Source organism: Achromobacter sp. RTa (assembly GCF_000757485.1).
GTDB lineage: Bacteria > Pseudomonadota > Gammaproteobacteria > Burkholderiales > Burkholderiaceae_B > Achromobacter.
In genome coordinates, this window is the sequence record NZ_JPYO01000025.1 from 1 (window position 1) to 1,044 (window position 1,044).

The following is a 1,044-nucleotide window of genomic DNA, read 5'->3' on the forward strand; positions in this document are numbered from 1 at the left end:
CACGGGCCAGCCGGGCTTGAACCGCTATCGAGGCGCCCTCGGCACACACCGGGGCGTACAGCCGAGGCGCTTGAGGCTCAGGTCCTTGAGGTCAGGCAACATCATCCGGCCTGGGGCGGGCGCAAGATCGCCCATGTGCTGCTACGCGATCAAGGGGTAAGGCTCGCACCCAGCACCGTCACGGAGGTGCTGCGTCGCCATGGATGTTTGGCAGATACCCCGCCCGGCTCAGGCAGGGCCTGGCATCGGTTCGAGCACGAAGCCCCCAACGACCTGTGGCAGATGGACTTCAAGGGTCACTTCGCCACGGACCGTCAGCGTTGCCATCCGCTGACGGTCATCGACGACCACTCGCGTTACAACATCGTTCTGCAGGCCATGGCTGCCGAACGCTTCGAGCCAGTGCAGGCCGCGCTACTGCAAGCGTTCTCCCGCTACGGCCTGCCCAGGCGCATCAACACCGATAACGGCACGCCTTGGGCCGCCTCAGGCATGGATGCGTTGACGCGGTTGGCTGTCTGGTTCATACGGCTTGGCATCGAGCTGACGCATAGCAGGCCCGCACATCCGCAGAGTAACGGTAAGGACGAGCGCTTCCATCGCACCTTCAAGGCTGAGGTCCTCGGTACTCGGCGCTTCCGAGATCTGGACGATGCCCAGCGCCAGTTCGATCCGTGGCGTCGAATCTACAACCACGAGCGCCCACACCAGGCGCTAGACATGCAAACGCCCGCGCAACGTTATCGGCCAAGCGTACGCTCGATGCCACGGGTTCTGCCGCCCATCGTTTACGCCGCGGACACGTTGGTGCGCAAGGTCCAGTACGGAGGGTGGGTCGACCTACAAGGGCGACAGTTGCGTCTATCCGCCGGATTACGGGGTCAATACGTCGCCTTCAGACCGAGGCGAGACGAGGATGGCTCCTTCGACATCCTCTTCTGCCATCACTGCCTCGGACAAGTGGATCTGAAGGCCATGAAGTAAGCTGATCAACCTGTTACCCATGTTCCCGTACACCTGTTACCTATGTCCCCGGTCTGTACA

Annotated in this window: 1 protein-coding gene; it reads left to right on the plus strand. The window is 62.5% G+C overall.

Features of this window, described 5'->3' with window-relative positions:
- A partial coding sequence (locus JL37_RS08080) for an IS481 family transposase (RefSeq protein ID WP_043543194.1) occupies nucleotides 1–984 on the plus strand: 984 nt, incomplete at its 5' end.
- Nucleotides 985–1,044: the final 60 nt, after the last annotated feature.